The sequence below is a fragment of the Granulicatella sp. HMSC30F09 genome (assembly GCF_001806915.1).
In the GTDB taxonomy this organism is placed as follows: domain Bacteria; phylum Bacillota; class Bacilli; order Lactobacillales; family Aerococcaceae; genus Granulicatella; species Granulicatella adiacens.
On sequence record NZ_KV786427.1, the window covers coordinates 136,959 to 162,889 of the forward strand.

The 25,931-nt window shown below is 35.0% G+C and carries 31 protein-coding genes; 27 read left to right on the forward strand and 4 right to left on the reverse strand.

All coding sequences use genetic code 11. The features are described from left to right. The first annotated feature begins 27 nt into the window (after positions 1-27). From HMPREF3103_RS05895 to HMPREF3103_RS05920, 6 genes are all read left to right on the forward strand, one after another. Positions 28-1,359, forward strand: coding sequence for a DUF2130 domain-containing protein (locus tag HMPREF3103_RS05895; RefSeq protein ID WP_070438204.1), 1,332 nt, complete (start codon positions 28-30; stop codon positions 1,357-1,359). A 267-nt stretch (positions 1,360-1,626) separates the two neighbouring features. After that, a complete protein-coding gene (locus tag HMPREF3103_RS05900; protein WP_070438207.1) occupies positions 1,627-2,985 on the forward strand; it encodes an FAD-dependent oxidoreductase in 1,359 nt (452 codons plus the stop codon). Positions 2,986-3,256: 271 nt separating this feature from the next. After that, entirely contained in the window at positions 3,257-4,132 is an 876-nt protein-coding gene (locus tag HMPREF3103_RS05905) for a YihY/virulence factor BrkB family protein (RefSeq protein WP_148128812.1), read from the forward strand. Then, positions 4,104-5,351 carry an FtsW/RodA/SpoVE family cell cycle protein gene (locus HMPREF3103_RS05910; RefSeq protein WP_005606705.1) on the forward strand — a complete coding sequence of 416 codons (1,248 nt, stop codon included), beginning with the start codon at positions 4,104-4,106 and terminating at the stop codon, positions 5,349-5,351. The genes HMPREF3103_RS05905 and HMPREF3103_RS05910 overlap by 29 nt, the downstream gene beginning before the upstream one ends. Further along, complete coding sequence (locus tag HMPREF3103_RS05915) at positions 5,348-5,701, forward strand: arsenate reductase family protein (protein ID WP_070438212.1); 354 nt, start codon at positions 5,348-5,350, stop codon at positions 5,699-5,701. The genes HMPREF3103_RS05910 and HMPREF3103_RS05915 overlap by 4 nt, the downstream gene beginning before the upstream one ends. A 1-nt stretch (position 5,702) precedes the next feature. Then, positions 5,703-6,068, forward strand: a complete 366-nt coding sequence (locus HMPREF3103_RS05920; RefSeq protein WP_039849088.1) for a glycine cleavage system protein H — start codon at positions 5,703-5,705, stop codon at positions 6,066-6,068. A 51-nt stretch (positions 6,069-6,119) separates the two neighbouring features. On the opposite strand, the gene HMPREF3103_RS05925 is transcribed toward HMPREF3103_RS05920, so the two are convergent. Beyond that, positions 6,120-6,866: a gamma-glutamyl-gamma-aminobutyrate hydrolase family protein gene (locus tag HMPREF3103_RS05925; RefSeq protein ID WP_070438328.1), complete on the reverse strand. Its 747-nt coding sequence runs from the start codon at positions 6,864-6,866 to the stop codon at positions 6,120-6,122. A 158-nt stretch (positions 6,867-7,024) separates the two neighbouring features. Here HMPREF3103_RS05925 and sufC point away from each other — a divergent pair, with 158 nt between their 5' ends. From sufC to sufB, 5 genes are read left to right on the forward strand one after another with little or no spacing between them, the layout of a single operon-like run. Next, on the forward strand, positions 7,025-7,795 hold the full coding sequence (gene sufC / locus HMPREF3103_RS05930) for a Fe-S cluster assembly ATPase SufC (RefSeq protein WP_005606700.1): 771 nt from the start codon (positions 7,025-7,027) through the stop codon (positions 7,793-7,795). Positions 7,796-7,805: 10 nt separating this feature from the next. Next, the gene (gene sufD, locus HMPREF3103_RS05935) at positions 7,806-9,098 is read left to right on the forward strand and encodes a Fe-S cluster assembly protein SufD (RefSeq protein ID WP_070438214.1); all 1,293 of its coding nucleotides are present in this window, start codon (positions 7,806-7,808) and stop codon (positions 9,096-9,098) included. Further along, positions 9,091-10,323 (forward strand): cysteine desulfurase, encoded by a 1,233-nt coding sequence (locus HMPREF3103_RS05940; RefSeq protein WP_070438217.1) that lies wholly within the window; start codon positions 9,091-9,093, stop codon positions 10,321-10,323. Before sufD ends, HMPREF3103_RS05940 begins: the two co-directional genes overlap by 8 nt. Next, the gene (sufU, locus tag HMPREF3103_RS05945; RefSeq protein ID WP_070438220.1) at positions 10,310-10,750 is read left to right on the forward strand and encodes a Fe-S cluster assembly sulfur transfer protein SufU; all 441 of its coding nucleotides are present in this window, start codon (positions 10,310-10,312) and stop codon (positions 10,748-10,750) included. The genes HMPREF3103_RS05940 and sufU overlap by 14 nt, the downstream gene beginning before the upstream one ends. 15 nt (positions 10,751-10,765) lie before the next feature. Continuing rightward, the gene (gene sufB, locus HMPREF3103_RS05950) at positions 10,766-12,160 is read left to right on the forward strand and encodes a Fe-S cluster assembly protein SufB (protein ID WP_070438223.1); all 1,395 of its coding nucleotides are present in this window, start codon (positions 10,766-10,768) and stop codon (positions 12,158-12,160) included. A 97-nt stretch (positions 12,161-12,257) separates the two neighbouring features. On the opposite strand, the gene HMPREF3103_RS05955 is transcribed toward sufB, so the two are convergent. Beyond that, complete coding sequence (locus HMPREF3103_RS05955; protein WP_070438226.1) at positions 12,258-13,397, reverse strand: tyrosine-type recombinase/integrase; 1,140 nt, start codon at positions 13,395-13,397, stop codon at positions 12,258-12,260. Between the two features lie 66 nt (positions 13,398-13,463). Beyond that, complete coding sequence (locus HMPREF3103_RS05960) at positions 13,464-13,991, reverse strand: helix-turn-helix transcriptional regulator (protein WP_070438229.1); 528 nt, start codon at positions 13,989-13,991, stop codon at positions 13,464-13,466. A 154-nt stretch (positions 13,992-14,145) separates the two neighbouring features. Between HMPREF3103_RS05960 and HMPREF3103_RS05965 the strand changes: the two genes are divergently transcribed. The 6 genes from HMPREF3103_RS05965 to HMPREF3103_RS05985 all read left to right on the forward strand — a co-directional run bounded on the left by HMPREF3103_RS05965 (position 14,146) and on the right by HMPREF3103_RS05985 (position 17,010). Next, positions 14,146-14,361, forward strand: coding sequence for a helix-turn-helix domain-containing protein (locus HMPREF3103_RS05965; RefSeq protein WP_070438232.1), 216 nt, complete (start codon positions 14,146-14,148; stop codon positions 14,359-14,361). A gap of 45 nt (positions 14,362-14,406) precedes the next feature. After that, the gene (locus HMPREF3103_RS05970; RefSeq protein ID WP_070438235.1) at positions 14,407-14,694 is read left to right on the forward strand and encodes a hypothetical protein; all 288 of its coding nucleotides are present in this window, start codon (positions 14,407-14,409) and stop codon (positions 14,692-14,694) included. Positions 14,695-14,732: 38 nt separating this feature from the next. Then, positions 14,733-14,894, forward strand: a complete 162-nt coding sequence (locus tag HMPREF3103_RS09525) for a hypothetical protein (protein ID WP_168132833.1) — start codon at positions 14,733-14,735, stop codon at positions 14,892-14,894. A gap of 37 nt (positions 14,895-14,931) precedes the next feature. Continuing rightward, positions 14,932-15,159, forward strand: a complete 228-nt coding sequence (locus HMPREF3103_RS05975) for a hypothetical protein (protein WP_070438238.1) — start codon at positions 14,932-14,934, stop codon at positions 15,157-15,159. 206 nt (positions 15,160-15,365) lie between these two features. Next, positions 15,366-16,130, forward strand: a complete 765-nt coding sequence (locus HMPREF3103_RS05980) for a phage replisome organizer N-terminal domain-containing protein (protein WP_070438241.1) — start codon at positions 15,366-15,368, stop codon at positions 16,128-16,130. A gap of 19 nt (positions 16,131-16,149) precedes the next feature. Beyond that, the gene (locus tag HMPREF3103_RS05985; RefSeq protein WP_070438244.1) at positions 16,150-17,010 is read left to right on the forward strand and encodes an ATP-binding protein; all 861 of its coding nucleotides are present in this window, start codon (positions 16,150-16,152) and stop codon (positions 17,008-17,010) included. Between the two features lie 117 nt (positions 17,011-17,127). On the opposite strand, the gene HMPREF3103_RS05990 is transcribed toward HMPREF3103_RS05985, so the two are convergent. After that, complete coding sequence (locus HMPREF3103_RS05990) at positions 17,128-17,805, reverse strand: TIR domain-containing protein (RefSeq protein WP_070438247.1); 678 nt, start codon at positions 17,803-17,805, stop codon at positions 17,128-17,130. Positions 17,806-17,878: 73 nt separating this feature from the next. On the opposite strand from HMPREF3103_RS05990, the gene HMPREF3103_RS05995 reads away from it, so the two are divergent. The 10 genes from HMPREF3103_RS05995 (at position 17,879) to pip (ending at position 25,918) form a co-directional block, all read left to right on the forward strand. Next, on the forward strand, positions 17,879-18,172 hold the full coding sequence (locus HMPREF3103_RS05995; protein ID WP_070438250.1) for a hypothetical protein: 294 nt from the start codon (positions 17,879-17,881) through the stop codon (positions 18,170-18,172). Positions 18,173-18,174: 2 nt separating this feature from the next. After that, entirely contained in the window at positions 18,175-18,702 is a 528-nt protein-coding gene (locus HMPREF3103_RS06000) for a hypothetical protein (RefSeq protein WP_070438253.1), read from the forward strand. Continuing rightward, the gene (locus HMPREF3103_RS06005) at positions 18,699-19,106 is read left to right on the forward strand and encodes a hypothetical protein (RefSeq protein WP_070438256.1); all 408 of its coding nucleotides are present in this window, start codon (positions 18,699-18,701) and stop codon (positions 19,104-19,106) included. Before HMPREF3103_RS06000 ends, HMPREF3103_RS06005 begins: the two co-directional genes overlap by 4 nt. Before the next feature lie 1,053 nt (positions 19,107-20,159). Continuing rightward, entirely contained in the window at positions 20,160-21,128 is a 969-nt protein-coding gene (locus HMPREF3103_RS06010; RefSeq protein WP_070438259.1) for an Abi family protein, read from the forward strand. Between the two features lie 330 nt (positions 21,129-21,458). After that, positions 21,459-21,641: a hypothetical protein gene (locus tag HMPREF3103_RS06015; protein WP_049555173.1), complete on the forward strand. Its 183-nt coding sequence runs from the start codon at positions 21,459-21,461 to the stop codon at positions 21,639-21,641. 240 nt (positions 21,642-21,881) lie between these two features. Next, a complete protein-coding gene (locus HMPREF3103_RS06020) occupies positions 21,882-22,277 on the forward strand; it encodes a hypothetical protein (RefSeq protein WP_039849084.1) in 396 nt (131 codons plus the stop codon). 17 nt (positions 22,278-22,294) lie between these two features. Continuing rightward, on the forward strand, positions 22,295-23,188 hold the full coding sequence (locus tag HMPREF3103_RS06025; RefSeq protein ID WP_005606687.1) for an SPFH domain-containing protein: 894 nt from the start codon (positions 22,295-22,297) through the stop codon (positions 23,186-23,188). 2 nt (positions 23,189-23,190) lie between these two features. Further along, on the forward strand, positions 23,191-24,264 hold the full coding sequence (locus tag HMPREF3103_RS06030) for a hypothetical protein (protein WP_070438262.1): 1,074 nt from the start codon (positions 23,191-23,193) through the stop codon (positions 24,262-24,264). 107 nt (positions 24,265-24,371) lie between these two features. Beyond that, on the forward strand, positions 24,372-24,962 hold the full coding sequence (locus HMPREF3103_RS06035) for a uracil-DNA glycosylase family protein (RefSeq protein WP_070438264.1): 591 nt from the start codon (positions 24,372-24,374) through the stop codon (positions 24,960-24,962). Further along, on the forward strand, positions 24,962-25,918 hold the full coding sequence (gene pip, locus HMPREF3103_RS06040) for a prolyl aminopeptidase (protein WP_070438266.1): 957 nt from the start codon (positions 24,962-24,964) through the stop codon (positions 25,916-25,918). The genes HMPREF3103_RS06035 and pip overlap by 1 nt, the downstream gene beginning before the upstream one ends. The last annotated feature ends 13 nt before the right edge of the window (positions 25,919-25,931 follow it).

Sequence of the window (25,931 nt, forward strand, 5' to 3'; positions counted from 1 at the left end):
GAAATAGAAATAAAAAGGAGGGGTTCGATGAACGAGATTAAATGTCCACATTGCCAGACGGTTTTTACGATTGATGAGAACTCGTATGCAGATATTGTGAGCCAAGTGCGCAATAAGGAATTTGCAGAAGATGTTCATAAGCAATTGGAATTTGCGAAGAAGCAATTTGAGACGGAAAAGGCACTCGCAAAAGAGCAAGAAAAGCGTCTATATGATGAGGAACGTGCGAACTTTGAACAGAAGATTCTTTCGCTTGAATTAGCGTTGAAGAATGCAGATGTCAAGGAAGAAAAGAATGTTCAAGAAGCACTTCATCAAAAAGAGAAAGAATTTAGTGCACTCCAAGCAGAATTGGATCAATTAAAACAACAACTTCAATTCAAAGAAGTAGAATTGTCTCAAAAATACCAAGAAGATATACACGCAAAAGAACGTACGATTCTTGAACTCAAACAAGAAAAAGAGTTGCAACAAAAAGAACAAGAAGTGCAACAAACGGCCCTAAAAGAAAAATACGAATTGGAATTACGCTCAAAGAAAGATCAGTTCGAATTAGAGTTGAAGGCAAAAGACGAAGCGATTGCGTTCTATAAAGACTTCAAGGCGAAACAATCAACGAAGATGGTGGGAGAAAGCCTTGAACAACATTGCGAAATCGAATTTAATCGTCTTCGTATGACGGCGTTTCCGCGTGCAGAATTTGGCAAGGACAATGATGCCAAAACGGGAAGTAAGGGTGACTATATCTACCGTGAGTATGATGAGAATGGAATTGAAATTCTATCCATTATGTTTGAAATGAAGAACGAAAATGACGAAACAGCAACGAAGAAGAAAAACGAACACTTCTTCAAAGAGTTGGATAAAGACCGTCATGAAAAACAATGTGAATATGCGATTCTTGTTAGTCTCCTAGAAGCAGACAATGAACTTTATAACACAGGTATTGTGGATGTGTCTTACCAATATCCAAAAATGTATGTGGTGCGTCCGCAGTTCTTTATTCCAATTATCACCTTGCTTCGTAACGCAGCGTTGAATTCATTGCAATATAAACAAGAATTAGCCATGATGCGTGACCAACATATTGATATTACGCACTTTGAGGAAGATCTTGAGACTTTCAAAAAAGGATTTGCGCGTAACTATGAACTCGCAAGTAAGAAATTCCAATCGGCTATTGACGAAATTGACAAGACGATTAAGAGTCTTGAGAAGACAAAAGCCGCCTTGCTTTCTTCTGAAAATAATTTGCGTTTAGCCAATAATAAAGCGGAGGACTTAACTGTAAAGAAACTCGTGAAGAACAATCCGACGATGAAACAACGCTTTGAAGAGCTAAACTCGGACGAATCATAAATACAAAGCTCTATTCCGTAGTAATGCGGAGTAGAGTTTTTTTATGATGAAATATCGATAACTGTTCTCATTTAGAATTAAAATTAAGAAAAATGACCATCTTCTATGAACACTTAAAAAATATTGAAAAATAAAGAAAAATTACTGTTTAAAGCGAATGATATCGTTTGCTTTTTATGTACCGAATGTGTAGGATATAAGAGTATAGATAATAATTATTCTTATCTAGAACAATAATAAACAAAAGTGTTTATAGGAGGAAATTTGATGAAAGTTGTAGTAGTTGGATGTACTCACGCGGGTACTGCTGCAGTCAAAACAATTTTAAATGACAATCCAGGAACAGAAGTCGTTGTATACGAAAGAAATGATAATGTTTCATTCTTATCTTGTGGGATTGCTTTATACGTAGGAGGAGTTGTTAAGGACCCTCAAGGACTATTCTATTCTAGTCCAGAAGAATTAGCTTCATTAGGAGCTACAGTTCGTATGGAACACGATGTAACAAGCATCGACACTGTTGGTAAAACATTAACAGTAAAAGACTTAAAAACAGGCGAAGAAAAGACTGATTCATTTGATAAATTAGTACTTACAACTGGATCTTGGCCAATTCTTCCTCCAATTCCAGGACGTGAATTAGAAAACGTTCAATTATGTAAAAACTACAACCAAGCAAAAGAAATCTTTGCTAAGAAAACTGACAAGAAGAAAGTTGTTGTTGTCGGTGGTGGATACATCGGTATCGAATTAGTAGAAGCATTTGCTTTAGAAGGTAAAGAAGTAACATTAGTTGACGGATTAGACCGTATCTTAAACAAATACTTAGATCCTGAATTCACTGATATCTTAGAAGAAGACTTACGTGCACGTGGCGTACAAGTTCGCTTAAACGAAATGGTTAAATCATTCGAAGGCGAAAACGGCGTTGTTAACAAAGTTGTAACTTCAGGTGGCGAATACGAAGCTGACATGGTAATCTTATGTGTTGGTTTCCGTCCAAACAACGACTTAGTAAAAGACCAATTAGAAACTATGCCTAACGGTGCTATCATCGTTAACGACTACATGGAAACATCTGTTAAAGATGTATATGCTGCAGGAGATAGCTGTGCTGTTAACTACAATCCAAACGGTGGACATGCTTACATTCCATTAGCAACTAACGCTGTACGTATGGGTTCATTAGTAGGTAAAAACATCAACGGTCACAAAGTGAAATACCGTGGAACTCAATCAACATCTGGATTACACTTATTCGGATGGAACATTGGTTCAACTGGGGTTAACGTAGGTAGCGCACCTCACTTTGGATTAGATGTACGTTCTGTATACGTGGTAGATAACCACCGTCCAGAATTCATGCCAACATACGAAAAAATCTACATGAAATTAGTTTACGAAGTAGGTACAAACCGTATCGTAGGTGGACAAGTAATGTCTAAATACGACTGTACAGCTTCTGCAAACACATTGTCATTAGCAATCCAAAACAAAATGACAATCGAAGACTTGGCTTACGTAGACTTCTTCTTCCAACCAGTATTCGACCGTCCATGGAACTACTTAAATATCTTAGGACAAGCTGCTGTTGAACAAGAACGCGTATTAGCAGAAGGTAAATAATACACTTTAGAAAGAGGATGCTTGCATCCTCTTTTTTGATACACTTTTCCTCGATGCTCAAAATTCACTTATAAGTGAATTTTGAGCATTTTCACTTTAAAAAAGATTTTTTTAAAAAGTGATAGAAGAACTCCACATGGAACCTTTTCAAATCTGGTTAGACCGTTTCTTTCTAGAAGAAAAAAGGCTGTATTTATGATACAATAATTGAGATACAATAAAAGAAGTGTGGAATTCACTACAAGAAAAGGGGAGGACGGTTGTGCAGAGATTGAAAAAGTTTGGAAACAGGCTTTGGAATATTATTCAAGAGAATTTAATGCACGTGAATATTGGTGTAGAATCTGCAGCATTGACATATTATATTTTGCTATCCATTATTCCGATTATTATGTTGATTGCCAATATCATCCCACTTTTACCAATCCCTGTTGATGTTATTTTTAAAACGATGAGAACTATTTTTCCTGCGGATATTAATGAAGTGTTGATTCCGATTTTAAGGAATTACCTTGGCAATTTTAATGGAGGAGCCCTTTCAGTGGGTCTTTTAATTTTATTTTGGCCTGCTTCTCAAATGTTTAGTAGTTTGCAAAGAGCATTGAATGTTTTATATGGTGCTCCTGTTCGAAGGAATTTTATTTTTGAAAGATTTTTTGCGATTGTAATTGCGATGGCTGCAATTTTAATGATTTTTGCAGTTTCTGTATTGTTTATCTTTGGAGAGCAATTTTTACGTCTTATAGGAGAGTTTTTCTCTTTAAATTTATCAACCATTATTTTAGATTTTTCATTTATTAAATGGGGGATGCTTTTCATAACGGTATTTTTATTACTGAGTTTTATGTATTTTGCAATTCCAAATGTGAAATGGTCGTTCCTCTATGCTTTGCCTGGAGGATTCTTTGCAACCATTGGATTTGTATTAATTTCGCAACTATTTTCGATCTATATCCACTATGCTGGACGCAATTTAACAGCCAATGGTGCATTTGGGACATTGATTGTATTTATGATTTGGCTGTATTTTATAGCTAATGTAATGATTTTAGGCGGAGTTCTGAATGTCATTATTTATCGATTTAGACACCCTAAAAAAGAAAATGAAGGAGTAACTGATGAAAAAAAAGAACTTAATGTACAATGATAAAGATTCACGAATCGATTATGGTGTCATTCTTCCAGTATTGTTATTAGCATTTATTAGTATTGCTACACTATTTTCTACGACGTATTTAATTAGTGGAAATGGTTCATTAAGAATGGTACTCATGCAGGTTGTGTGGTATGTAGTTGGAGTCATTGCAATTATTGTCATTATGCAATTTGATTCGGAGCAACTATGGAAACTAACCACTTGGGGTTATATTTTAGGCTTACTCATGCTATTAGCCGTTCTCTTCCTCTATGATAGAGCCACATTTGCAGATACGGGGGCGAAGAGTTGGTTCAGATTCGGTACTTTCTCATTCCAGCCTTCAGAGGTCGTGAAGATTTTTTATATTTTAATCTTAGCAAAAGTTGCGACTTCTCATAATATGAAGACAAAATATAAAACTAGAAGAACCGACTGGCAATTATTCGTCAAATTAGTGTTATGGGCAGCTCCAGCATTGATCTTAGTGATCCTACAAAATGACTTAGGAACAACCTTAGTTTTCTTAATGATTTTGGGTGGAGTTATGATTATGTCAGGGATTAGTTGGAAGATTCTCCTTCCAATTATCATTACAGTGATTTTAATTGGAGCCCTTTTAATCTATTTAGTTGTTTATAACCGTCAACTACTATTAAATATCGGATTTAAAAATTATCAATTTGCTCGTATCGATTCTTGGTTAGATCCATATCGTGATCAAGGTGGAAATGGTTTCCAATTGTTCCAAAGTTTGAAAGCAATTGGTTCTGGTCGAATGTTTGGTAAAGGATTTGGAGTCTCAGATGTTTATGTTCCCGTTCGAGAATCTGACCTAATTTTTGCGACAATCGGAGAAAACTTTGGGTTCCTAGGAGGAACCTTCTTAATCGCGATTTACTTTATTTTGATTTATCAAATGATTCGCGTTTGTTTTGATACGAAAAATGAATTTTATACTTATATCGCAACAGGCGTTATTATGATGATTCTATTCCACGTTGTTGAAAATATTGGAATGACGATTGGGCTATTACCACTTACAGGGATTCCATTACCATTTATTTCTCAAGGGGGTTCAAGCTTGCTTGGAAATATGATGGGGATAGGACTTATTATGTCGATGCGTTACCACTTTAAGAGCACCATATTTGATGATGAAGAAGATGCATTCGGAGCAAAACACCAAGATGCAACCATGTTACGTTTACGTCAGGAGGATGGAAAATGATCGTTTATGTTCACCCAACATGTACAACTTGTAAGAAAGCTTTAAAATGGTTTGACTTAAATGGAGTAAAGTTTGAGCAAAAGGATATTCGTGAGAACCCGCCAACTGCCAAAGAACTTTTAAAGATTAAAGAAACTCAGAACTTAGAGTGGAAGAAAATGGCGAATACGAGTGGAGAACTTTACCGCTCTCTTGGCTTAAAAGATAAATTACCTTCGATGAGTGATGAAGAAGCAGCAAGTCTCCTTTCAAGTAATGGGATGTTAATTAAACGTCCGCTTGTATTGGATAATGGCGAAGCAACATTTGGATTTAAAGAAGAAGTGTATGAAGAGAAATGGAAGAGATAAGATGAAAAAGTATAGTGAAAATGGACTTTGGATTAAAAAAGAAGGAGAAGAATATATAATCGGTCTTTCTCCTAAAGGGCAAGATGATCTTGGCGATGTGAGCTTTGTTGAATTGCTTAAAAATAAAGAAGTAACGACAGAAGATTCCATTATTAGCGTAGAAGCGGCTAAAGCAGTGACTGAACTGTTATCGCCACTTAGCGGAACAGTCGTTGTTTTCCATGACGATTTAGAAGAAAATCCAGAATTCTTAAATGAATTAGCAGAAGAGAAAAACTGGATTCTACGCCTAACTGGAGTAGACGAAGCAGCATTCAATGCTTTATTAGATGAAGACCTTCCATGTGAACAATGTGAAGTGAAATAAAGATAAGAAAAGAAAACTACGAGTTCTCAACGAGTGAGAGTTCGTAGTTTTTTATTTTGCATTTTGCTTTGAGCGATTAACGCGTTCCACAAAGTTATCAAATAACCCTTGCATCACATTACTATCTTCAATTAATAGTTCAGGATGCCATTGAACGGCAACGACGCTTTGGTCCTCCGATTTAGATTCAAATGCTTCAATAAGCCCATCCGTACTCCAAGCAACAGGGACAAAATCCGAGGCTAATTGTTTAACCGCTTGGTGATGATAAGAGTTCACAGGAGTCGTTGTTCCAAGAACGCGAGAAAGTTCGCTACCACTTGCGATTTGGATCGTATGAGTTGGTTGGCTCGGCATTGTTTTTTGTGTATGTTTCACAGAAATATTATCATATTGTGATTCAATATCTTGGTAGAGTGTTCCGCCAAGTGCGACGTTCAGAATTTGTAAGCCGCGACACACTGCAAAGATTGGTTTGTGTTGTCTATAAGCTTCTTTAATGAGCTCAATTTCAAACGCATCACGAGCAGGATAAGTACGTGCCAAGTTAAGATGTGGTTCTTCACCATATAGAAGTGGCGAAACGTCCTGTCCACCTGCTAATAGGAGTCCATCAACCCTAGAGATAAATTCTTTTGCAAATTCTGGGGTACGGATGGGAATGATGACAGGAATCGCTTTTGCTTTTTCAAGACCACGGACAAAACCGTTTGGTGCATACGATAAAATGTAGCGATCTTCTTCCGTGTTATCTTGGCGATGATTTCCTGCAATACCAATAAGTGGATAAGTTTGCATATGCATCAGCCTTTCTTTCAAAAATTAGTACCATCATAACTCATTTTCATTGAATTGAAAAGTATTTGTATCATTTTCAAAGAGAGCGTCTATTTGCGAATCGTTCTCAATTAGGATAAAATAAGACAGAATAGAATGATTATAAAGGAGAATGAATCGTGGCAACTTTAGAGATTAAAAATCTACATGTATCGATTGAAGATAAAGAAATTTTAAAGGGCGTTAATTTAACCATTAACACTGGAGAAATTCATGCAGTCATGGGACCAAACGGAACTGGGAAATCAACACTTTCCGCAGCCATTATGGGCCACCCAAGTTATGAAGTAACGCAAGGAGAAATCCTATTAGACGGCGAAAACGTCTTAGAAATGGAAGTAGATGAGCGTGCTCGTGCAGGTCTATTCTTAGCGATGCAATATCCAAGTGAAATCGTTGGGGTGACAAATGCAGAATTCATGCGTTCAGCAATCAACGCACGTCGTGAGGAAGGCGACAAAATGGGAGTTCGTGAATTCATCAAGAAACTTGATGAAAAAATGGCCCTATTAGATATGCCAGAGGAAATGGCAGAACGTTACTTAAATGAGGGGTTCTCAGGCGGTGAGAAAAAACGTAATGAAATTCTTCAATTATTAATGATTGAACCAACTTTTGCGATTTTAGATGAAATCGACTCAGGCTTAGATATTGATGCCCTAAAAGTTGTGTCACGTGGAGTGAATGCGATGCGTGGTGACAATTTTGGATCATTAATTATTACGCACTACCAACGTCTTTTAAATTACATTGAACCTGATGTAGTACATATTATGATGGATGGCCGTGTTGTGATGACAGGAGATGCGTCTCTTGCTCGTCGCCTAGAAGCTGAAGGATACAAAGGAATCAGTGAAGAATTAGGAATCAAGATTGAACATCAAGAGTAGGAGTGAGATTGTGGCAGAGACAAAATTAACCATAACACCAGAAGAAATCACCGCATTCTCTCTTACAAAGAATGAACCAGAGTGGTTTCTACAAACACGTTTAAAAGGGTTAGAACTTGCTAAAACGCTAGACTTACCATTTATTGAACGTGTGAAATTCCACCGTTGGAACTTATTTCAGTCTTCAATTGGAGAAGGCACTTCAATGATTGAGGAGCTCCCAAAAGTGATCCCAACAGCAGCTGGGAGTGCCAAAATTGTACAATTAGGTGCGGTATCTTACTGGGAAGAAATGAATGCTGAAACAGCCATGAATGATGTTCTGGTGATGGATTTATTTGACGCTTTGGAACAATATCCAGAGCTTGTAAAACCGTACTATATGACAAAAGCTGTACCAGTCGATGAAGATAGCTTAACGGCTTATCACGCTGCGATGGTCAACTCAGGAGTATTTATTTATATTCCTAAAAATGTAGCCGTGGAAGAGATTATTGAGTCTCATTTCGTTCAAAACAACTTAGTGGACGAAGCGTTCGTGAAACACGTGTTAATTGTGGCGGATGAAAATAGCTCGGGCTCTTATGTGGAACGTTTTGAGAGTGTTGGAGACAAAAAGAATACAGCAAACATTGTTGTAGAAGTGATCGCCAAACAAGGGGCGAAAGTTCAATTTGCGGCTGTGGATACTTTAGGTCAATCAACAGATGCGTATGTGAACCGCCGCGGATACCTTGAAAAAGATGCAACGATTAACTGGGCACTTGGCATTATGAATGACGGAAATGTGATTGCGGACTTCGACTCTGAATTGCGCGGAGACGGTTCTCATTCACAAGTGAACGTTATCGGTATTTCTACAGGACGCCAAGTACAAGGAATCGATACACGTGTGACAAACTATGCGCCACATTCAGTAGGACATATCCTGCAACATGGTGTTATTTTAGATAAATCAACCTTAACCTTTAACGGAATTGGACATATTATTAAAGGAGCGAAATTTGCAGACGCGCAACAAGAAAGTCGTATACTCATGCTTTCAGAAGGCGGACGTGGAGACGCGAACCCAATTCTATTAATTGATGAAAATGAAGTAACGGCTGGACACGCAGCAAGTGTAGGACAAGTGGATGATGAACAATTATTCTACTTAACAAGCCGTGGAATCTCAGAAGCTGAGGCAAAACGCCTCGTGATTCGTGGCTTCTTAGGAGCCGTGATTCGTTCAATTCCTTCAAGTACTCTTCAAAAAGAACTTGTAGATATGATTGAACAAAAGTTGGTTGCTAGCTATGATTAGTAAAACGATTCGAGAAGACTTTCCGATTCTAAAGCGTGAAGTCAACGATGAAGTGCTTGTCTATTTAGACAATGCAGCCACCACACAAAAGCCACGTCCAGTCGTAGAAGCCCTTGAAAAATTCTATGCAATCCACAATGCCAATATTCATCGTGGGGTGTATACATTAGCACAGGAAGCAACAGACTTATATGAAGCGGCTCGCGCTAAAGTGATGAAATTTATCCATGCTGGGAGTACAAAAGAAGTGCTCTTTACGCGTGGAACAACAACCAGCTTAAACTGGGTAGCACAAGGATTTGCACCAAATCGACTTCAAAAAGGGGACGAAATTTGGATTAGCCCAGCTGAACATCATTCGAATGTGGTGCCTTGGCAACAAGTGGCCAAACAAACAGGAGCCGCCTTACGTTATTTTTCATTAACCAAAGAGGGCGAATTAGACCTCGAAGCAGCAGGTAAATTATTAACCGAGAAGGCAAAAATCGTATCGATTAACCACGCCTCAAACGTTCTTGGAACGGTAACGGATGTGAAACGTGTGGCTGAAATGGTTCACGCAGTAGGAGGCATCCTTGTTGTAGATGGTGCTCAAGCAGCTCCACATCAAAAGGTGGACGTCCAAGCGTTAGACTGTGACTTCTATGCCTTTAGTGGACATAAGATGCTGGCTCCTACAGGGATTGGTATCTTATATGGAAAAGAAGCACTTCTTCAAGAGATGAATCCTATAGAATTTGGCGGAGAAATGATTGATTTCGTGTATGACCAGGAGAGTACGTGGAATGAACTGCCGTGGAAATTCGAAGCCGGTACTCCAAATATCGCAGGAGCCATTGGACTGGCAGCTGCTATTGATTATTTAGAAGAAATCGGCATGGACAATATCCATCAGCATGAACAAGAAATGGTTGCATATCTCTTACCAAAGATGCAAGAGATGGAAGGTGTGACAGTCTACGGGCCAAGTGACCCAGCACAACATTCTGGAGTCATTAGCTTTACGATTGATGGCCTCCATCCACACGACATCGCAACTGCGCTTGATATGGAAGGTTTTGCGGTTCGTGCAGGACATCATTGCGCGCAACCTTTAATGAGATGGCTCGATGTACCATCAACATGCCGTGCAAGTTTTTATATTTATAACACGCTTCAAGAAGCTGAGAAGTTTTTAGAAGCATTAGAAAAAGTAAAGGAGTTTTTCCAATATGGCCTTATCTAAATTAGATCAGCTTTATCGTCAGGTGATTTTGGATCATTCGTCTCATCCTCACCATAAAGGATTGGTGGATGATGCGAGCATTCCAACGATTGAATTTAATAATCCAACGTGTGGAGATGTGTTGCAGTTGCAACTTGTCGTAAATGATAATGGCGTGATTGACGATGTTCACTTTGACGGACACGGCTGTACGATTAGTATGGCTAGTGCCAGCATGATGAGTGATGCGATTATTGGAAAGACAGTTGACGAAGCGGTCGCTCTAGCAGAAGATTTCTCAAGTCTAGTGCAGGGTGAAACCGTGGATGAAAAACCTTTAGGGGATGCGGCGTTACTTGCCGGTGTTCAAAAATTTCCAGCGCGTATCAAATGTGCCACTCTTGCGTGGAAAGCATTAGAACGTGCAGTAGAAAATGAGAAAGCATAAGAAAGTGGTGACAAAATGAGTGGAGTTCCTGAATTAGCCGATTACAAATATGGCTTTCATGAGGATGTAACACCTGTTTATGAAACAGGAATGGGATTAAGTGAAGAAGTCGTTCGTACGATTTCAAAGGTGAAGAACGAACCACAATGGATGCTTGATTTCCGATTAAAATCATTAAAGACGTTCCAAAACATGCCAATGCAAACTTGGGGAGCGGACCTTTCAGATATCGATTTTGATGCAATTACTTATTTTAAACGTGCCAGCGATAAGCCAGCGCGTTCATGGGATGATGTTCCTGAAAAAATTAAAGATACCTTCGAGAAAATCGGGATTCCTGAAGCAGAACGTGCTTATTTAGCAGGAGCTTCAGCACAATTCGAGTCTGAAGTGGTTTACCATAATATGAAAGAAGAATTCGATAAACTTGGAATTATTTTTACAGATACAGATTCTGCTTTGAAAGAATATCCAGAATTATTCGAAAAATACTTCGCCAAACTTGTACCACCAACGGATAATAAGTTGGCTGCTTTAAACTCAGCAGTATGGTCAGGCGGAACGTTTATCTATGTACCAAAAGGTGTGAAATGTGATGTGCCACTTCAAACGTACTTCCGTATCAACGACCAAAACATGGGTCAATTCGAACGTACGCTCATTATCGTAGACGAGGGAGCAAGCGTACACTATGTTGAAGGATGTACAGCACCAACATATTCTTCAAATAGTTTACATGCAGCGATCGTTGAAATTTTCGTTGAAGAAGGCGGATATTGCCGCTATACAACGATTCAAAATTGGTCGGATAATGTGTATAACTTGGTAACGAAACGTGCCAGAGCTGCTGCTCACGGAACGGTTGAGTGGATCGATGGAAACCTTGGGGCGAAGACAACGATGAAATATCCATCTGTCTTCTTAGAAGGACCATACGCGAAGGGGACAATGTTATCCATCGCATTTGCCGGAGAAGGCCAACACCAAGATACCGGTGCGAAGATGATTCATAATGCACCACATACGTCAAGTTCAATCGTTTCAAAATCGATTGCTAAAGATGGTGGAGCGGTGAACTACCGCGGTCAAGTAACATTTGGTAAGAAATCAGATTATTCTATTTCGCATATCGAATGTGACACGATTATTATGGATGACAAGTCGAAATCAGATACGATTCCATTTAATGAAATTCATAATGATAAAGTTGCACTTGAGCACGAAGCGAAAGTGTCAAAAATCTCAGAAGAGCAATTGTTCTACTTGATGAGTCGCGGAATTAGCGAGTCAGAAGCAACAGAGATGATTGTTATGGGATTCGTTGAACCATTTACAAAAGAACTTCCAATGGAATACGCTGTTGAACTAAACCGTTTAATCGCGTACGAGATGGAAGGTAGCGTAGGCTAGTTTTTAATAAGACCCTAGAAACATTGTTAATTCAGTGTTTCTAGGGCTTTTATTTTTTCTGTTTTTGCAAAAGTACCAGAAAAAGTACCAGAGATTTTTAAAAACCTACATGTTTAGCAAATTCATCAGCTAATTTATCTCTTTGTTTTTCAGTTACGTGAGTATAAATATCCATTGTTGTTTTGATATTGCTATGACCTAATCTTTCTTGAACTACTTGAATAGGAGTTCCCATTTCAAAGAGTAAAGAACAATGACTATGACGGAAACCGTGAATAGTTATCTTTTTTAGGTTGTATGTCTTTATGATGCTGTCTAACCAATCGTTCACATAACAAGGACGATAGAGTTTATTATCTTCATACGTGAAGAGCAACTGATGCTTATTTAATGAGTTGATACCTTTTTTCATTAATACTTTTGCTTGTTCGAGTTTCCATCTTTTTAAGACAGATACTGTCTCATTGTCAATACTAACAGTTCTTACTGACTTTTTAGTTTTAGGAGTAGAGATGATAGGCGTATCATTTTCATCAAGTGATACGCCTTTTTTGATATGTACTAACTTTTTCTCAAAGTCAATATCACACCATTCAAGGGCTAAGGCTTCTCCTTTTCTCATTCCAGTAAAAGCCAATATACGGAAGAATGCACTGAATTTAAGATTGTTGTAATCCTTTAAGCATTCAAAAAAATGTTTTAATTCTTCAGTAGTGTAATACTTGCTTATTTCATTGATTACACCTTTTCGCTTAGGTAGCTTAACCTTTCTCATAGGGTTATCTTGGATAATATCCATCTTAATAGCATAATCAAAGACTTGTTGAGTGATACCTTTAGGGTATTTTGCACTGTTAAAGTATTCTGCCCATTGGTTAACTAACTTTTGACAATCCATTACAGTAAAGCTATCCATTGGCTTATTCCCAATTTTAGGGAGTATATGCAGGTTAGCGTATCTTTTGGTCGTTGCATAAGTTCCAGGTTTAACAGTGTTTTTATGTTCAATTAGAAATAGCTCATATACCTGTTTGAACTTGTATTTTTGATTTTTCCCTATATACGAATTATTCTCGTATTCCAGTTTTACTCTAGCTTCCATCAGGGAGGCTTCTTTACGTGTTTTAAAACCTTTCCTAATAACTTCTATCTGTTTTCCTGTTAGGTTATCTAAACCTAGATAAACTCTAAATTTGAAACGTTTAGAGCCGTCTTTTAATCTATATTCTTGAATCATAGTTATTTCCTTTCTAACTCCACCCCCACGGCGAAAATAAAAAGGTTTTATAAAAATCAGTGTTTTTTATAATTCATCAGTTTCGTTGTCATCTTCAGGAATATATTCAACTAAATATGAATATCCCTCTTGTGACATTTCGTTAAAAATTTCTTCAGAATTGCCCATCATAGCATCATAGGTAAAGTAATTAGCAATGTAATCATTTTCGTTAAACGTATCTAATTCATAGATAAAATCGAGTAGAAGTTCGACCTTTTTATTACTAATAACTACATCAATTTTCTTTAAAAATGAAATAAATTCATTTAAGTCGTTACGTTTATCCCTCTTTTTAGAAGTAGTTCCTCTAACATGACCTCTTGGAGAAGTAATGATTTCTTCATCATCATAAATTGCCTTATTGTCTGTGTAACCTAATAAGTAACCTACACTAACTTTTAAAATTTCAGCAATTTGCTCAGCTTTTTCTTTTTTAATTTCTCTTTCTTCATTTTCCCAAGCTATGATAGTTCTTTTTGATACATCTAGTAATTCAGCAAGTTTTTGCTGTGTGATTTTTTCTTTTTTTCTAAGTTCTTTAATTCTGTTCATAAGTACACCGCCTTAGACATTATTATACACTTTTTTTAAAAAAAGTGAAATAAAATGACACATTAGTATTGACAGGTAGAATAAAGTGTTATAAAATAGCGTCAGAAATAAAGAAAGTGCTGTAATAATTCACTTTTAGGAAGGAGGGTAATATATGTTAATTGATAAAAACACAGCAAGAAAAATTAAAGTAAAAAGAGCCTTAAATGGTATTGGAATTAAAAAGTTAGCAGAAAAACTCAATACAACTTATGCAACTTTAAAAAAGGTTGAAAATGGAGATTATGATGTTAACAGACGAATTTTTAACGAAATTATGAATTGGTTAAATGATTATGAGGAAATAAAAAATAGTAATGATATTTATTAGACTCTTATAGTTAGTAATAAATTTATAAAGAAAGGAGGTTATAGAATGACCGTACAGGGCATACCCGTTTATCTGCCCGAAAGTGTGCAGCAAGAAATTTTTGAAGAGTTGCTTAAGTTAACTTTACAAGCAGTAGAGAAAGCAAAAAAAGAAATACAAGCTAATACGAATACCCGTTATTTGAATAAAAAGGGGCTATGTGAGTATTTTACTTGCGCCCCTAAAGTAATTGAACAGTGGCAAAGAGAAGGGCTTAGAAGCTTCTTAAAAGGCAAAGAAATCATGTTTGATATTAATGATGTACATGAGTTCTTAGAAAAGAAAAAATTTTAAAACACCACCCCCACAGTAGAAAGAAAGGAATTTTAACTATGGAAAATATGAAAAAAGAGTATGTAAAAGAATTTAAACTTTTAACACAAATGGTCAGTGAAGGAGCAAGTAATGATGTAGTAAAAGACCAGGCCAAAAAAGTCTTTGACATGGGCGAACGAATTATAAGCGAATTGGAAGATGAGGGAACATCTTGCTAACAATCCCTACGGTAATTATTTTAAGGAGATGTAAAAAATGAGTAAAGTACCACATTATGCAGAATTGATAGAAAAGGAAGATTATTATTTATTGGTTACTTATGTAAGGGATGTACCTAAATATGATGCGTTAAAAACAGCGTTGGAAGTAAAACGAGAACATAATTTGCAACATTTAAAAGTTACAAAGGTTAAAACTAAGGAAATCATTAATAATGTCGTGCTTGCGTTATTATTTATGCAAAAAGAAAAAGCTACTAACTAAACGCTAGTAGCAGACAGAAATGAATCCATTTTAATACACCCCGAAATGTATTAAATTGTTTTTTATATTATAGCAAAATAATATTGATACAACAATATTTTAATGAATTTTAATATTAATAAAATAAGTATGAAAGATAAATTTAGAATGACGTTTTAAACAAGTAACTATTAATTTAAATTAAAGGAAAGGAGGGCAAAAAAAGAGTGGCAGAAAAAAAGTATTATTGGTTGAAATTGCCCAAAGGTTTCTTTGATATGAAGGAAGTTAGATATTTACGACGGAAAGAACATGGGGAAATCTATGTAATAATTTACCTAAAATTACTCTTAATGTCCTTAGAAACGAATGGTCAAATTAAATTTGAACATTATTCAGAAACTCCAGAGGAAGAAATAGCTTTTGCAATAGATGAAGAAGTTGAACATGTTAAGGCTGTTTTAGATTTTTTGATTAGTAAGAATCATATTACTGTTTCAAATGATGTCTACTGTATTGAAAAATTAGCCGAAATGGTCGGAAAAGAGGGTAGAACAGCTTCAATCATGAGAAACGCAAGGGCTAAAGAGAAACAAAATGATTCAAATAAAATACAAGATGTGACTGAGAATTGTCACGATGTGACAGATAAAAATAACAATGTGACGGATTGTGTAACATTGTTACATAGAGAAGAGAAAGAGAAGAGTAGAGAAGAAAAAGATAAAGAAAAAGATAAAGATAAAGAAATAGACATAGATACTAGAGTAGATACAGATACTAGAGTAGATACAGAGGTAAGAGAAGATGCTACCCTTGAAACTATTCGTTTAAAAAACCAACAATTGTTTAATGATTTTGTAGCTGATAAAACACTAAGTAAAAAACAAAGAGAGTATATTCTTGGAATGGTTAATAGATACGACAAACTAATCACTAAAAAACACATACAAGGTTTTTATAACAATGCAATGACTAGCATTAATGATTAGATATAGAAAGGATGAATTTATGGGATATAATCAAGCGTTGAATTTTGAAGCCCAACGTCAATACATCATAGATAAAACAAATGGGAAATTAGAATATCGAGATACGATTTATTGTCCAGATTGTAAGAGAAACACAAAACATTATTTCATGAAAGAATTAAATAAAGAAATTTGTGGATTTTGTTATATGAAGAATAAGAATGAAGAACAAGAAAAAAGTATTACAAAGGAAGTCAATAAAGATAGAATAGATAGAGTAGAGCATATTAATAAAAGTTATTTGAAAAAATACTCTATTATTTCTAATACCAATTATTTTGATAAAACGTTTTATGAGTTTAGAACTAACAACAAACCGAAACTTAATGAGGTAAAAGAGCCGTTAAGACAATTAACAAAACAAATCTTAAATGGTAATCATTTCACTGTTGTATTGTACAGTAATGAAAGTGGAACAGGGAAAACTCACTTAGGGTTTTCGATGCTTAACGCTATTAATGATAATAGTTCGGATTGGGGAGATAATAACAAACAATTAAAATGTTTAGCGGTATCATTTTTAACTCTAGCAGATAAAATTAGTCAAAGTATTACTGAAGGAGAGAATAAGCAAGGCTATTACTTAAATCTCATTAAAGATGCTGATGTCGTCCTTCTTGACGATGTAGGAGCAGAAAAGACTAGCGATTTTAGAACGAGTTTATTATTTGATATCCTTGAAAGCAGAGCAGAAACTAAGACTACAATCATTACAACTAATCTAAATGATAATCAATTATTAAATAAATATGGTCAGCGTGTTTTTAGTCGTATGAACTTCAATAAACAAGTGATTGATTTTAGCGGATTAGAGGATTATAGAATGAATAAATTTAAGTAGACATGCTAGCTAAAGCTCGAGTGAACCACGAAAAAATCTTAAAATGTGAGAAAATGGATATTTTTTGAAAATAAAAAAGCCAAGAAGCATAATCTTCAAGGCTTATAGTAGAAGTTATTACTGATTTTGATTAAGAAGTTGTGGATATTTATTCACTAAATTTAATAGTCTTTCCATTTTCTCAGGTTCTTCTAAAGCTTTAATTAGCAATCTCTCGTTGAAATTATCATTTGAAGGTACTTGGTTAGTAGTATAGACACCATCTAATAATCGAGAATTCATTACATCTAAATTAGACTGTATGTTAACTAAGATTTGCATGACACGATTTATATTAACTTCATCGACTTCAGTTGTTTCCTGACTATCAAAAACCATGTTTTCTACAGTTTTCTCAATATAATTTTTTGCTTTCGAAGCTTCGGTCAAAACATCGTCAGATTTAAGATTATATTGTTTAATATTAATATTTTGGATATCAAAAGGAAGACGTTCATCATCTTTTTGCATAATATAAACTATAGGCTTGTTTATAGCCATTCTATAACCTACTTCTAGGAAAACATTAGGATTTTTACCTGTTAAGTCAGCTAACACTAAATCAGCTTCACGTAATAACTTAAAAATTCTTTCGTCAATTTTATCAGAATGAAATATTTTATCCGCTCTAATAACGTTAAAGTCTTTTGAAAGAGCAGGATTAATAATATGGTCAAATACGTTGTCAGAATGCTTACGTTGTTCAGACCCTTCATTTCCAATAATAGAAACAACAAAACACGTTTTCTTTTCCATTATAACACCTCCTTTCCCTAAGACTAATTATAGAATTGAAAATGGGTTACAACAATATGAAAGGAGTAAGAAAATGGATTTTGACGAAATGATTTTCCAAGCTTTAGAAAGAAATCCAGAAAGACTAATTAATTTGTTAATGAACAGTGGATTTAAAGTAGTAGCAATGAAAACTGATTTAACCACAAAAGAAATGTGTGAACAAGCAAATATTAATTATCAAAGTTGGTTACAAAGTGATGTGCGAAATGACCCACGTATTGTGGTAATGAGAGATACTACAAGTGGTAGAAATCATCAATACAAAGCAACGGATGTGGATAAGATAAAGGAAATATGGAGAGAAAGTAAGAGAAAAAGGAGGTAGGATTGGATACAGAGCAAAGAGCAACCATTAAGAATATGTTAGCTATTCCCAATCTAATTACAGCATATACAGACAAATTAAATAATGTTAGTGAAATGTTCTTCCTTACTCATAGCCTAATTGGTGGAATGATGATAGATGACCTCAATGTCTACACACGTTCAATAGACCCGTACAGTGCAGCAGTATTAATTGAAACAGAGGAACGCATCATCAGAACGAGAATAGAGCGTCTAAATAAGCGATATAACCTATTTACTGATGAATTTACCACGGAAGAGTTAAACGCGCTTAGAAGGGCTGTAAATGAAAATGAGGATACTCTAATCATTCAAAGAGCGTATGAATGGATACAGGAAGTGGATTGTTATTTAACTGCTAGAAAAGAAGCAATAAAACAAAAAAGAGAAAAACCAAAAGGGCTCAGTTTCCTAGAGGAAGACTCAATGCAGCAAAAAAGAGAACAATTAAGAGAGATTAGTTTCCTCGATGAAGAATTTGAAAATATGATGCGAGGGGTAGCAATTTGAGAGAAATACAAAAGGGATATGGTAATAAATACAGTTATTCGGGCAAAGCATTTTACTGCATTAGTGATGTATACTTCCACCGCTTATATATTACAAAGACCTATAACGCACTTTCAGATAACCGTTCTTTAAAACAGTTAGCTAGTTTTTACGAAGTGATGAAGCGGTTGAATATGGAAGATAGGATAATTATATATGAGAAATATTTCAAGTATGCGATGATGCGAGTATCTAAAGATAAATATAAAAATAAAGTAAAGATACAGAACAAGTATATTGTTAAAGAAGTAAGCAACGTTGAGCATGCAAAAGCGATGAACATAACAATCAATGAGTATAAAGAGCGATTAGATAGAGCGTTAAGAAACTATTTAAACACACTGATTGATGTTGTAACTGAATAACAAAAATATAACTCTCTTACTGAAAGGTAAGGGGGTTATTTATATACATTCATAAACATTAATATAGAAATACTCTTATCTATTTTAGGTTGTCGTTTAACGTTTCTTTGTTTGAAAATCATATATGAATTAGTTTACTTATAAAAGCTATCAAACGCATCATAATCATCAAAAAAACACATAGTACAGTAAACCTCTTTCATTGATGCTTTAAATTATCTGAGTGAATATTAGGAAGAGTGATAAGAGAATAAAGGAGAATGTAAGTAACTAATCTACAGGAAAAGGACGGTAGAAGTAACTGGCAATGTATACTGTATATAAGTGATAAAGAAGTTGAATCAATGGTTTATTTTTAATCATAGAACAAGATAGTGTATGTGTTTGCCGTGATACTAGAGGGGCAAGAGGATACCCCGTGTGAAAATCACTAGAGGAAAAGGCAAATTCAGACCGCGCCCCCCTCTAGCTCACACAAACTCCCCTTAATTTTTATTTTGCATAACACAAAAAAAGCCCTAGATAACAACTAAAGTAAAGTTGAAACTAGGGGAAAATAAGTGATTTTTAAATAAAAAAAAGTACTCACTTACTTTAAAACCTTAAAAAAGGTGAAGTGAATACAGATAAATTATAATGAAAGCTAAATCAAAAATCAATAATAGGTATGTTATAAACCAGTAATTAATTAGTCTAGAAAAAAAGGGGAAACAGATAAGTTAAAATAGATTTCCATGATATTACTAAAAAAATTAGGATAAAAAAAGATGAAAAATTAAAATTTATTATTAACAATCACTTGGCATTTTTTATTAGGATAAATTTATATAGCAGTTAAAAACATCTTGAAAATATTCTATAAACGGCTTATTATTTAGATGTTAATGTTAAAAGTTAAAGTGAAATGTTAAGAAAAGTTAAAGTTATTGACAATTATTCAGATTACTTGTAGTATGTAATTAATATTAATGGGGGGACGTAGTGACGTCCGCAAAGAAGCTACAAGTTTTTTCTGCTTGTAGCTTTTTTTGTTTTATTTATAAGGAGTGTATTGTGGAAAAACCTTTTAGAAATTTAGATGAACAAATACAGATTCTTCGTGATAGAGGTATGACAATTAATGATGAAGATTTTTCTAAAATTGTACTACATCGACATAGTTATTATGATATTGTTAATGGTTATAAATCCTATTTTATTGATGAATCTGCTGAAGAAGAAAAATTTTTCGATGGGGTCACACTTCAAGACCTTTTTGCTTTGTATTTATTTGATACGAACTTGAGAGATTTAACGTTAAGTACTATCCAAACTATTGAACACCAATTAAGAAGTATTACAGCGTATAGAATTGCGGAAAAATTTGGCTCCAACCAATCAGATTATTTGCAACGTGAAAATTATCATTTAGGGCGTGAATTTGATAAAAAATATGAGCTAGATAAGCTTTTCGCTAAGTTTGAAAAAATACTAAATGATGAAATTCATCCGTTTAAACATTATAAAGATAAGTATAATAATTGCCCGCCTTGGATTTTGTTAAAAGGTACAAGTTTTGGTAACTTGATTGTATTTATAAGATTACAAAAGAAGGAAGTTAAAGAGCAAATTATTGCAGACTTCTTTTTAAGGGAAGTAAATGAAATTGAAGAAGCAGAAAAAAATTTCTTCATGGATTCATTGTATTTTTTACTAGAATTCAGAAATAGAGCAGCTCATGGGAATAGGATATATAATTTCAAACCAGCAAAACGTAAAATTAGTTTTGTAGAACATATTCATGGAAGATTATTTATTACTGAAAATATGTATAAAAAAGGAATAGGAGTTAATGATTGGAATGCGTTTATTGTATTTCTATCGTTTATTAAAGATAGCTCGGCTTCTGATTTTTTAAATAAACTTGTTAACTGTCTTAATGGTTTACATGTTGAAAAACAGTTTAGTAATGATGTTGTTCGTAAAGGAATGGGATTATTAGAAAATATAATTGCTGAATCTGAAAAAATAGAGAACGAATAGTTCTTTGAATTAACGTTTTTATTCTCACCGTGGGAGTGGAGCTTCTTTTTCGGTTACAGAGAGAGTAACAGAGATTGATTATTTTATGTCATTCATGGTTAGTTGTTTAAGTTATAAAACATTGATATGTCAGTGTTTATCAATTAATACAATTTAATATAAAACGCTATTTTTTAATGGAAGGGTCCGTTGGATAGATGACATAAGCCAAGAAACATTGTTTGAATCAGGTTTCTTGGCTATTTATATTCATAACTCTATTGAATATAATCTTTAGTAATTATATGATTGTAGTAGTTTAATGATAAATAAAAATCGAGGGATATGTTTATGATTAGTGAAGAATATATAGAAAGAGAAAAACGAGTAGCAGAATGCTATAAGAGATACTTTGATTCTAGACCAGAATTAAAGAAAGCATTAGATGAATTACATGATTTGATTGAAAATGATGAGATTTCATTTGAGGAGTTCAGGAAAAGAGCTCTTGAAGCCGGAAAAAAATATGGTTAAGCATCTAACAAGTAGTTAGGTGCTTTTTTGATTGAATCTTAAATTATTTCTCGATGAATCTCTGTAAGGATTCGATAAGGTAGGCTGTTATTCAATGAATAATCTACTCCAAAAGGAAAAAGCTTCTTTATAGTTCTATATTATTTATAAAATATTTTTAAATCGAGTATATTACACTTGTATTATATTCGAGACATGTTATAATATGGTCATCAGAGAAAAAAAGAAAGGAGAATGGGAATGAGAAAACAACCGTGGTCGAACGAAAATAAGACAGAGCGGATTAACTTCACGATTGAACCTTCTTTAAAAGAAGCATTTTTGAAGATAATTTCGACTGATGTTTCAACTTATTTTAGATCGGTCATCGAGAAAGAAGTCGAAGGTCATCAAAAAAAAGTTGAAAACTGGCCGGATGCCATTAAGAATTTATTGCATGGACAATTTAAGGCGTTCTCCGAGCAAGTATTTGGAACATTTAATTACCGAGGACGAAACTATCCTTATAAGATTTTGGATGTTATGTCCGTTGAAGAAGGCCAACCATTGGAAGTCATTGACTATGAAGATGGGCTGGTTTATGTTAAAGTGATTGAGGAGCTCAATCCAGAAAAATTAGTATATGTAACTTTATAGAAAGAAGGAAATTTATCATGCCATTAACAATTATTATTATCGCTTTAGTATTAGTTTTATTAATTATTGCGTTCAAATCAATTCGTATCGTACAACAAGGACACAAAGCTGCTGTTCAATCATTCGGACGTTATGTTGGGGAATTAGGACCAGGGTTACACTTTGTAACACCAATCATTCGTAACATTGCTTACGTTGTAGATATGCGTCAACGTTCATTGGATTTAGATCCACAAGAAATTATCACAAAAGATAACGTTAATTTAACAATTGACGCTTCAGCTAAATACCATGTAGATAATCTTGAAGAATACTTATATGGAAACACAAACCCAGAAGGATTATTGCTTTTAGATATCCAAAACGAATTACGTGACATCATCGGTACAATGACGATGGCTGAAATTCTTGGTGGTACAAACAAAATCAACACTGACTTAAACCAACGTGTATTCGGTAAAACAGACTCTTACGGGGTTACAATCGACCGTGTTAACATTGGTGAAGTTATTCCTCCACAAAGCATCGTTGAAGCGATGAACAAACAAATCACTGCTGACCGTGAACGTGATGCTGCGTTAATCGCTGCTGACGCTCGTCAAAAAACAGTTGAAATGGATACAAGAACTCAAAACAACAAATTATTAGCAGATGCTCGTGCTCATGCTGAAAAAATCGCAATTGACACTCAAGCAACTGTTGCTCAATTAACAGCTATCAACAACGCATTAAATGAATCTAACTTAAATGCTGCTGCATTAGAATACTTAGCAATCGATGCTAAAAAAGCTCTTGCTGAAGGTCCAAACAATACAGTTGTATTAATGGATGGACAAAATAACGCAAAAATTGCCGAAAACATTGCTTCATTAGCATCAGGACGTAAAGTTTGGGACGAAGCAGGTAAATAATCATGAAACAACGAGCTAGCAAATCTTTCTTTAGATTGAAGTGGCTTGCCGTGTTGATTGTCAGTTTCTTCATGATGGGAACTTTCCATAGTGTTGCTGTAAATACAGTATATGCAGAAACGACCTCAGATAATTCTAGTAAAATGGTGGGGTCGTATGAAACCACGGTTAATGTTCAGGCAAACAAAAATTTTAATGAAACAATTACGGTTCCTTTAAAATTTAACAATCCTGATTATGATTCTGTGAAAGTACCTGTTCAACTTAACAATCTAAAAGAAGGAAACTATAAACTTCAATTTTTTGTATTCAGAGAAAATAAAAAATACAAAGTAGATGTCTTTCTCTTAAATAAAAATAATCTATCTATTCACCTTGAATTTATTGATATAGTGGATGGGAAGGTCGTTAAGCCATTCCAATATGATAGAGCAACGGATAAAAGAGATGTGGAGGAGATGACGACTGAAGCCGTAAATGAAAAAGAAAATCAGTCTAATCTGCAATCTACGAATCAAAAGAATAATGACAATAACACAAAGACCAATACGTACGGTAGTGAAAAAAATTCTAATACGAATGACAATAAGAAAATTAGTTTCTTGTTGAATAATTTAAATCTAAAAGATGGCGAATTTTATTATGTATTAGGACAAGCTTTGTTTTTTATCGTATTAATTCTAATGGTATTTGTTTTTATTGGTAAAAAACAAAATAAGGCAAGAAATAACTCACAAAAAGAGAACTCTAATATGAGATCTCCTAAGAGAAATGAACGACGACAAAATAATACGGATTCTAGATTGGAAGATATTCCACAAAGAGTTTATCGTCCACGTCATAGTATTTCGAATCCAAAACAACGTTCTCAAGCTAAAAAACAAGCGACTAAACAGGCATTACAATCTACAAAACACCAAAGAACTCAACAGAGCCCAGAAGAGTTTGTTGGAACTCAACGTCCAACAAGGCCAGTAGTGTATAAGACAAAATCTAAAGAAAAGTCTCATACTTTACCAAGAGTACTTTCTAACAAATCTCTTCCTCGAATCATAAAAACAGTTCGCTTAAAATAAAGCGTCAAATCCTCTAAGTTGTAAAAGACTTAGAGGATTTTTCTATAGGGAAGGATTTGCAGTCTATAAAGAATGGGAGTATTCTAAGTGAGAAAGGTGGAATATGGATGCAAGAAATACAAAAATTAATGAAAAAAATTGAAGCTGATTCACAAAACATTGAGTATACAAAAGCTGGAATAAAACCATTATTTTCTGAGCCTCGAAGCGCTAAGATTTTGATTGTTGGACAAGCTCCTGGAATTAAAGCGCAAGAGAGTCGCTTATTTTGGAATGATCAAAGTGGCGATAATCTGAGAGCATGGATGGGAGTTGAACGTGATTTCTTCTATCAATCCGATTTATTTGCAGTTGTTCCAATGGATTATTATTATCCTGGAAAAGGGAAATCAGGAGATCTCCCACCACGTAAAGGTTTTGCTGAAAAATGGCATGCAGAAACATTAGCTTTAATGCCGGATATTGAACTAATTATATTGGTTGGAAAATACGCACAAGACTATTATTTAAAAAATACAAAGAAGAAAAACTTAACGGAAACAGTTAAAGCATACAAAGAATACTTACCAAAGATGTTTCCACTAGTACACCCATCTCCTTTAAATCGTCGATGGATGGCAAAAAATCCATGGTTTGAAGAGGATGTTTTACCAGAATTTAAAAAAAGAGTTCAAGAAATCATTAAAGGAGCCAAGTAATGAGAAAAGAGGTATATCCAGAAATCGGAATCTATAACGAACATATGATTCCAGTGAGTGAATTGCATACGATTTATGTAGAAGAATCAGGAAATCCATTAGGACATCCAGTTGTTGTTTTACACGGCGGACCAGGAGGGGCATCCTCTCCAGCAAATCGTCAATTTTTTGATCCAGAATTTTATCGTATTATCCAATTTGATCAACGTGGATGTGGAAAGAGTACCCCTTTTGCATCGTTAGAAGAGAATACGACGCAGGATTTAGTAGCGGATATGGAGAAGATTCGTACCACATTAGGGATTGATAAATGGCTCGTCTTTGGTGGTAGCTGGGGAACAACGCTAGCCTTACATTACACGATTGCACACCGTGAACGCGTCGTAGGATTGATGCTTCGTGGGATTTTTCTTGGCCGACAAAGTGATGTAGATTGGCTGTATCAAGATGGGGCGTCTCATTTTTATCCAGAGAACTTCGAGAAGTTTAAGGCACCGATTCCTGTTGAAGAACAAGGAGAATTGGTGAATGCGTACTACAAGCGTTTGACGTCAGAGGATGAATCGATTTGTCTAGAGGCAGCGCGTGCATGGGCAGAGTGGGAACATGGTCTCGTGAAGTTGATTCCGTATGATCCAATTGTCTGGGATGAAGCAGGTATTCGCGGGGCTCTTACAATTGCGCGAATGGAATGTCACTTCTTCTATCATCACTGCTTTGTAGAAGACGATAATTTCATCTTGAATCATGCTGATGCCTTCAAGGGGATTCCAATGCATATCGTACATGGGCGTTATGATGTGGATTGCCTCCCGAGCGCGGCGTTTGAACTCGCTCAAGCAGTTGATGGCGCAGAACTCATCTTTGCACAAGCGGCAGGACATACCGCAATGGAACCTGCAACAATGGAAGCGTTAGTTGGTTTTAGTGAAAAATGCAAAATTTACTTTAAATAAAAGAAAGGCTCGT